Annotated in this window: 7 protein-coding genes; 4 read left to right on the top strand and 3 right to left on the bottom strand. The window is 74.1% G+C overall.

Annotated features, from left to right (window positions below; all coding sequences use genetic code 11):
• The first annotated feature begins 214 nt into the window (after positions 1 to 214).
• Positions 215 to 1,591 (top strand): GNAT family N-acetyltransferase, encoded by a 1,377-nt coding sequence (locus tag MHW47_RS30060; protein WP_239227001.1) that lies wholly within the window; start codon positions 215 to 217, stop codon positions 1,589 to 1,591.
• Here the strand turns inward: MHW47_RS30060 and MHW47_RS30055 are convergent.
• A complete protein-coding gene (locus tag MHW47_RS30055; protein ID WP_239227000.1) occupies positions 1,521 to 2,771 on the bottom strand; it encodes a PLP-dependent aspartate aminotransferase family protein in 1,251 nt (416 codons plus the stop codon). The two genes, MHW47_RS30060 and MHW47_RS30055, sit on opposite strands and share 71 nt — an antisense overlap.
• A 59-nt stretch (positions 2,772 to 2,830) precedes the next feature.
• On the opposite strand from MHW47_RS30055, the gene MHW47_RS30050 reads away from it, so the two are divergent.
• Both MHW47_RS30050 and MHW47_RS30045 read left to right on the top strand, forming a co-directional pair.
• Positions 2,831 to 3,352 carry an Lrp/AsnC family transcriptional regulator gene (locus tag MHW47_RS30050; protein ID WP_239226999.1) on the top strand — a complete coding sequence of 174 codons (522 nt, stop codon included), beginning with the start codon at positions 2,831 to 2,833 and terminating at the stop codon, positions 3,350 to 3,352.
• Between the two features lie 39 nt (positions 3,353 to 3,391).
• Positions 3,392 to 5,077 (top strand): DUF885 domain-containing protein, encoded by a 1,686-nt coding sequence (locus MHW47_RS30045; RefSeq protein WP_239226998.1) that lies wholly within the window; start codon positions 3,392 to 3,394, stop codon positions 5,075 to 5,077.
• Between the two features lie 48 nt (positions 5,078 to 5,125).
• Here MHW47_RS30045 and MHW47_RS30040 read toward each other — a convergent pair whose 3' ends face one another.
• Positions 5,126 to 5,617, bottom strand: a complete 492-nt coding sequence (locus MHW47_RS30040; protein WP_239226997.1) for a rhodanese-like domain-containing protein — start codon at positions 5,615 to 5,617, stop codon at positions 5,126 to 5,128.
• Between the two features lie 92 nt (positions 5,618 to 5,709).
• Here MHW47_RS30040 and MHW47_RS30035 point away from each other — a divergent pair, with 92 nt between their 5' ends.
• Positions 5,710 to 6,156 carry an Lrp/AsnC family transcriptional regulator gene (locus tag MHW47_RS30035; protein WP_239226996.1) on the top strand — a complete coding sequence of 149 codons (447 nt, stop codon included), beginning with the start codon at positions 5,710 to 5,712 and terminating at the stop codon, positions 6,154 to 6,156.
• Here MHW47_RS30035 and MHW47_RS30030 read toward each other — a convergent pair.
• Positions 6,146 to 6,850 (bottom strand): SbcC/MukB-like Walker B domain-containing protein (locus MHW47_RS30030; protein ID WP_275449816.1); only part of this gene is annotated, 705 nt, incomplete at its 5' end. The genes MHW47_RS30035 and MHW47_RS30030 overlap by 11 nt on opposite strands.

Here is a 6,850-nt window from a genome sequence, read left to right as displayed (position 1 = left end):
CGGCCGGCTGACCCGCGCGGTGGTGCCGTGGTGGCCGGTCGCGCATCGGCCGCCACGACATCCCCCTGCATCCCCCTCCGTCCCCCGCCTTCGAAACGTGCGCCCCGTGCCGCCGGAGGCCGAGGATCGGAGGCCGGAGGCTCGATTAACCCATCGGTCACAACACGTTCGTGATCAGGCAACACGGTGCGGTCACAGTGGGTTCATGACCGATATGACCTCCGCGAAGAACACCCGCCGCCCCCACCACTGGCGGCGGGACGTGATCGAACTGGCCGCGCTGTTCACGGCGGTGGCCGTCGCCGACGCGATCGCCAACCTGATCGGACATCAGCCGGACGGCCCGTACCTGCTCATCGCCTCGGCCGTGGCGCTGACCGCGACCGCCGGGTTCCACACCTGGTGGGCGCGGCGCCACAGCCACGCTCCGCCCCCGCCGCCCGAACCGGCGGGGCCGGACGGGTCGCCGGCCACCGCGACCGCCGCCGGCGGCTCCACGGTGCTGTGGCGGATGCGGACCACCGTCCAGGACGCGCCGGGCAGTCTGGCCGCCCTGTGCACGGAGCTGGCCGGGCTGGGCATCGACATCCTGACCCTCCAGACGCATCCGCTGGCGCGGGGCACCGTGGACGAGTTCCTGCTGCGGGTACCCGCCTCGCTGCCGGCCCAGGAACTGGGCCGGGCGGTCGCCGCCGCCGGAGGCACCTCCACCTGGACCGAACGGGCCGACACCCACGACCTGGTGGACGCCCCGACGCGGGTCCTCGGCCTCGCCACCCGCACCGCACTGGACGGCGCCGAACTCCCCCTGGCGCTGCGTCAACTGCTCGGCCGCTGCTCGATCCGCTCGCTGCCCGCCGTATCGGTGACCGGGCGCCCCACCGGGGAGTCCGCACCGGTCGAGGGGGTGCTGGAGGAGACGGTGATGCGGCTGCGCGATCCGTCGGGCGGGGTGCTCACGGTGGAGCGGCCCCATCTCCCGTTCACGCCGACGGAGTTCGCCCGGGCCCGGGCGCTGGTGGAGCTGGACGCCCGGCTCGGGCCCCGCATGCCGCGCGGCCGGCAGGTCCTCACGCTGCCGGAGGGCGAAGAGATCACGGTGGGCCGGGCGGACCGGGCCGACCTCGACGCGGCCGTGGCGATGCACGGGCGCTGCTCGGAACAGACGCTGCGCCTGCGCTACCACGGCCCGGTCCGGGACGCGGACCGCTACCTGGACCATCTGCTCGGCCCGCGCTTCGGCCGCACCCTGGCCGCCCGGACCGCCTCCGGCCGGCTGGTCGCCCTCGGGCACCTGCTGTGGGACGGCGACGAGACCGAGGTGGCGCTGCTCGTGGAGGACGCCTGGCAGCGGCGCGGCATCGGTTCCGAGCTGCTGGCCCGGCTCGTGGCGATGGCGGCCGAGGCCGGCTGCGAGAGCGTCTACGCCGTGACCCAGGCGTCGAACACCGGCATGGTCGCCGCCATGCGCGCGCTCTCGCTGCCGCTCGACTACCAGGTGGAGGAGGGCACGGTGGTGATCACCGCCCGCCTGTCCCCAGGCCCGGCACGCTCCCTGCCGCCGCTGCCGTACGAGCAGGCCGAGCGCTGACGCCGGGGCGGGCCTCCACCTCCCCGCCGTCCAGCGCCCGGTCGAGGTCGGCCCAGAGGTCGTCGACGTCCTCCAGGCCGACCGACATGCGCAGCAGCCGGTCGACGACGCCGGACGCGTGCCGGTCGCCCTCCTCCACGATGCGGTGGCTGATGGAGGCCGGGTGCTGGATGAGGGTGTCGACGCTGCCGAGGCTGACGGCCGGGGTGATCAGCCGCACCCCGGCGATGACCCGGTGCGGGTCGCCGGTGACCTCGAAGGAGACCATCGCGCCGCCGATCCGCGGGTAGTGCACGCGGCTGATCCTCGGGTCGGCGGCGAGCCGGCCGGCGAGTTCGGCGGCGGTCGCGGACGCGGCCCGGACCCGGACCGGCAGGGTGGACAGGCCGCGCAGCAGCAGATAGCCGGCCATCGGGTGCAGCACGCCGCCGGTGGCGAACCGGACCCGGCGCAGCACACCGGCGAACTCCTCGTCGCAGGCGACGACTCCGCCCATGACGTCACCGTGGCCGCCCAGGTACTTCGTGGCGCTGTGCAGGACGATCCGGGCGCCGTGCTCGACGGGGCGCTGGAGGACGGGGGTGGCGAAGGTGTTGTCGACCAGCAGCGGCACCGAGCCGCAGGAGTGGGCGACGGCCCGGATGTCCACCTCGGCGAGGGTCGGGTTGGCGGGGGTCTCCACGATGACCAGGCCGGTGTCGGGCCGGATGGCCTCGGCGATGCCGGCCGGGTCCGTCCAGGTGACCTCGGTGCCCAGGAGCCCGGCGTTCAGCAGGTGGTCGCTGCATCCGTAGAGCGGGCGGACGGCCACCACATGGCGCAGCCCCTGTCCGGCGCGGGCCAGCAGGACGGCGGTGAGCGCGGCCATGCCGCTGGCGAACGACACCGCGCTCTCGGTGCCCTCCAGACGGGCCAGGGCCGTTTCGAAGCGGGCGTTCGTCGGGTTGTCGAGCCGGGAGTAGACGGGCGGGCCGTCCGGGCGGGCCCCGGTGGTGGCGAAGGCGTCGATCCGCTCCGCCTCGGCGCGGGAGTCGTAGGAGGGGTACGTCGTCGACAGGTCGATCGGTGCGGCGTGCAGACCTTCGGCCGCGAGGTCGTCGCGTCCGGCGTGCACGGCTTCGGTGGCGAGTGCCCTGGACGGGGTTGTCGTCGCGGGCTGCGGCACGGATTCGTTGTCCATGGCCGCACTCTGAACGCTCCCCGGGCCAAGGGGCCTCAACCCCGTGCTACGTTCGGCGAATGACTGAATCCGTCGCTCTCGACACGGTCGATCTGCACATTCTACGACTGTTGCAGAACGACGCCCGGACCACGTACCGGGAGTTGGCGGCCGAGGTGGGCGTCGCCCCCTCGACGTGCCTGGACCGGGTGACGCGACTGCGCCGTACGGGCGTCATCCTGGGGCACCAGCTGCGGCTGGACCCGGCCCGGCTCGGCCGGGGGCTGGAGGCGCTGCTCTCCGTACAGGTGCGGCCGCACCGCCGGGAGCTGATCGGGCCGTTCGTGGAGCGGATCAGGTCGCTGCCGGAGTCGCGGGCGCTGTTCCATCTGACCGGCCCCGACGACTACCTGGTGCACGTGGCCGTGGCGGACACGGCGGATCTCCAGCGGCTGGTGCTGGACGAGTTCACCTCGCGGCGCGAGGTGGCGCGGGTGGAGACGCGGCTGATCTTCCAGCAGTGGGAGTGCGGCCCGCTGCTCCCGCCGGTGCCGGGGGCGGGGCCGGGGCCGCTCCCGGGACAGGTGCGTTCCACCGAATAGATGGTGACGTGGGGGGCCTCACCGTATGAGGATGTCGGTATGCCAGACTCTTCCAGCAACGCACTGCCGCGCCAGATCGCCGACGCCTACGTCGACGCATTCATCGAACTCGACCCGATCTCCGGCACCTACCTCGGAGTCGCGGAGAGTTCGCGCCGCCTTCCCGACTTCTCCCCCGCCGGCCAGGACCGGCTGGCCGCACTGGCCCGTGACACCCTCGCGCGGCTGGACCGCGCGGAGGCGCTGCCCGGTGCCGCCGACGACGCCGAGCGCCGCTGCGGCCGGCTGCTGCGGGAGCGCCTGACGGCGGAACTCGCCGTCCACGAGGCGGAGGAGGGGCTGCGGGTCGTCTCCAACATGCACTCCCCGGCCCACGCGGTCCGGGACGTGTTCACGGTGACGCCCACCGAGACGGACGAGGACTGGGCGGCCGTCGCCGAGCGGCTGCGGGCGGTCCCGGCGGCGCTCGCCGGTTACCGGGAGTCCCTGGCGCTGGGTCTGGAGCGCAAGCTGTACGGCGGTCCGCGCGCCGCGGCCACGTTCATCGGCCAGCTCGACGAGTGGGTCGGGGACGGGTCGAAGGGCTTCTTCCAGGAGTTCGCCGCCGCCGGCCCGGAGGCCCTGCGCGGTGAACTGGACGCGGCGGCCGCGCAGGCCACCGGCGCCCTGGACGAGCTGCGGCAGTGGATGCGCGAGGTGTACGTCCCCGCGATCGAGGGCGAGCCCGACACGGTGGGCCGGGAGCGCTACGCCCGCTGGTCGCGCTACTTCAACGGCACCGACCTCGATCTGGACGAGGCGTACGCGTACGGCTGGTCCGAGTACCACCGGCTGCTCGGCGAGATGCGGACCGAGGCCGGGAAGGTGCTGCCGGGCGCGGGCCCGTGGGAGGCGCTGGCCCACCTCGACGTGCACGGCAAGCACATCGAGGGCGTGGACGAGGTCCAGGCGTGGCTCCAGGGCCTGATGGACGAGGCGATCGAGGCGCTGGACGGCACGCACTTCGAGCTGGCCGAGCGGGTGCGCCGGGTGGAGTCCCGGATCGCCCCGCCCGGCGGGGCCGCCGCCCCGTACTACACGGGCCCGTCCGAGGACTTCTCCCGGCCCGGCCGCACCTGGCTGCCGACCATGGGCGAGACCCGCTTCCCGGTGTACGACCTGGTGTCGACCTGGTACCACGAGGGTGTTCCGGGCCATCACCTCCAGCTCGCCCAGTGGGTGCACGTGGCGGACAGCCTGTCGCGCTACCAGGCGTCCATCGGCATCGTCAGCGCCAACGCCGAGGGCTGGGCGCTGTACGCGGAGCGGCTGATGGACGAGCTGGGCTTCCTGCCCGACGCGGAGCGCCGGCTCGGCTATCTGGACGCGCAGATGATGCGCGCCTGCCGGGTGATCGTGGACATCGGCATGCACCTGGGTCTGGAGATCCCGGCCGATTCGCCGTTCCACCCCGGTGAGCGGTGGACGCCGGACCTGGCCCAGGAGTTCTTCGGCAACCACAGCGGCCGTCCCGCGGACTTCGTGGAGAGCGAGCTGACCCGCTACCTGTCGATGCCGGGCCAGGCGATCGGCTACAAGCTCGGCGAGCGCGCCTGGCTGCTGGGCCGGGAGAACGCCCGCGCGGCGCACGGCGACGCCTTCGACCTCAAGGCGTGGCACATGGCGGCGCTGTCCCAGGGCCCGCTGGGCCTGGACGACCTGGTCGACGAGCTGTCGAAGCTCTGACGCCCCGGCGGCCCGGTCCCGGACACCGCCGGGGCCGGGCCGCAGCCGTCAGCAGCCGCAGTCGCCGGCGGCGACCGGTGCGGTGAGCGGGTCGGCGGTGCGCCGCGCCGCGCCCTCCGACGTCTCGTACGGGAAGCCCTCGCGCGCCCAGTACTCGAAGCCGCCCAGCATCTCCTTGACCCGGTAGCCGAGCAGGGCCAGGGCGAGGGCGGCGCGGGTGGCGCCGTTGCAGCCGGGCCCCCAGCAGTACGTGACGACCGGCACGGCCGGGTCGAGGAGCCGGGGCGCCTGTTCGGCGATGAGCGCCGTCGGCAGGTGGACCGCGCCCGGGATGTGGCCCTGGTCCCAGGACTCGGTGGACCGGGAGTCCAGCAGGACGAACCCGGGATCGCCCCCGGCGGCGAGGGCGGCCGCGACGTCGGAGGCGTCGGCGTGGAAGGCGAGCGAGGCGCCGAAATAGGCGACGGCGTCGGCGGGGGCGGCGGGCGGAACGCCCAGGACGGGGTGAGAGGCGGCGGTGGCGCCGGTCCGGGAGGTCATGGCAGAAATCTATGAGCCCCGCACCCGGCCCGGAAGGTGAGATCCCCGGCACCTTTCTTGCCCGGCCGGGGATTCCACGGTTGGCTGTCGGGATGAGCGAGTATTCCCCGGACGCCACCGACTGGCGCATTCTCGACGTCCTCCAGCGCGAGGGCCGCGCCTCCTACGCGGAACTGGCGCGGGCGGTGGCGATGTCGCCGAGCGCCGTCACCGAGCGGGTCCGCCGGCTGGAGGAGGCCGGGGTCATCAGCGGCTACGCGGCGGTGGTCGATCCGGAACGGCTCGGGCTGCCGATCCTCGCCTTCGTACGGCTGCGGTACCCGAACGGCAACTACAAGCCGTTCCACGACCTGCTGGCGACCACGCCGGAGGTCGTGGAGGCCCATCACGTCACCGGTGACGACTGCTTCGTGCTCAAGGTGACGGCCCGTTCGATGAGCCATCTGGAGACCGTGTCCGGGAAGATCGGCGCCCTGGGGTCGGTGACCACCAGCGTCGTCTACTCCTCGCCGCTGCCCGGCCGCCCGATCAGTCGCTGAGCCCGTCCGCCCCGGCGCGCAGCCGCACCGCCGATCCGTGCCGCTCCTTGACCACTTCGAGCTGGGCGGGGATGCGGCGGCGCAGGTCGGCGACGTGGCTGACGATGCCGACGCTGCGGTCCCGTTCGCGCAGCGAGTCGAGCACGTCCAGCACCTCGTCCAGCGTCTGGTCGTCCAGGCTGCCGAACCCCTCGTCGATGAACAGGGTGTCCAGCCGTACGCCGCCGGCCTCGTCGGTGACGACGTCGGCGAGGCCGAGCGCCAGGGCGAGCGAGGCGAAGAACGTCTCGCCGCCGGAGAGCGTGGCCGTGTCGCGCTCGCGGCCCGTCCAGGCGTCGATGACGTGCAGGCCGAGCCCCGCCCGGCGGCCTCCCGTGCGAGCGTCGGAGTGCACGAGCTGGTAGCGGCCCGACGACATGCGGCGCAGCCGGGCGGTGGCCGCCGCCGCGACCTGCTCCAGGCGGGCCGCCAGCACGTACGACTCCAGGCGCATCTTGCGCGCGTTGTCGGCCGAGGTGCCGGCGGTCAGCCCGGCGAGCCGCGCCACGCGTTCGTACTCCTCGCGGACCGGCCCCAGCGCGCGGACCCCGTGCGCCACGCGCTGCGAGAGCCTGCCCAGTTCGGCGCAGCGCTCCCGGGCGGCGTCGAGCCCGGCGGCGGCCTCGCGCAGCGCCCGCTCGGCCCGGTCGCACAC

Source organism: Streptomyces sp. OfavH-34-F, assembly GCF_022347745.1.
In the GTDB taxonomy this organism is placed as follows: domain Bacteria; phylum Actinomycetota; class Actinomycetes; order Streptomycetales; family Streptomycetaceae; genus Streptomyces.
The sequence above is the reverse complement of the archived record's forward strand: the minus strand, read 5'-3'. Positions and strand labels throughout refer to the sequence as shown.

What these genes read in the sequence shown, in the direction of transcription:
- MHW47_RS30060 (WP_239227001.1), top strand. Translation starts at nt 215, where the DNA reads ATGACCTCCGCGAAGAACACCCGCCGCCCCCACCACTGGCGGCGGGAC.
- MHW47_RS30035 (WP_239226996.1), top strand. Translation starts at nt 5,710, where the DNA reads ATGAGCGAGTATTCCCCGGACGCCACCGACTGGCGCATTCTCGACGTC.
- MHW47_RS30050 (WP_239226999.1), top strand. Translation starts at nt 2,831, where the DNA reads ATGACTGAATCCGTCGCTCTCGACACGGTCGATCTGCACATTCTACGA.
- MHW47_RS30055 (WP_239227000.1), bottom strand. Translation starts at nt 2,771, where the DNA reads ATGGACAACGAATCCGTGCCGCAGCCCGCGACGACAACCCCGTCCAGG.
- MHW47_RS30040 (WP_239226997.1), bottom strand. Translation starts at nt 5,617, where the DNA reads ATGACCTCCCGGACCGGCGCCACCGCCGCCTCTCACCCCGTCCTGGGC.
- MHW47_RS30045 (WP_239226998.1), top strand. Translation starts at nt 3,392, where the DNA reads ATGCCAGACTCTTCCAGCAACGCACTGCCGCGCCAGATCGCCGACGCC.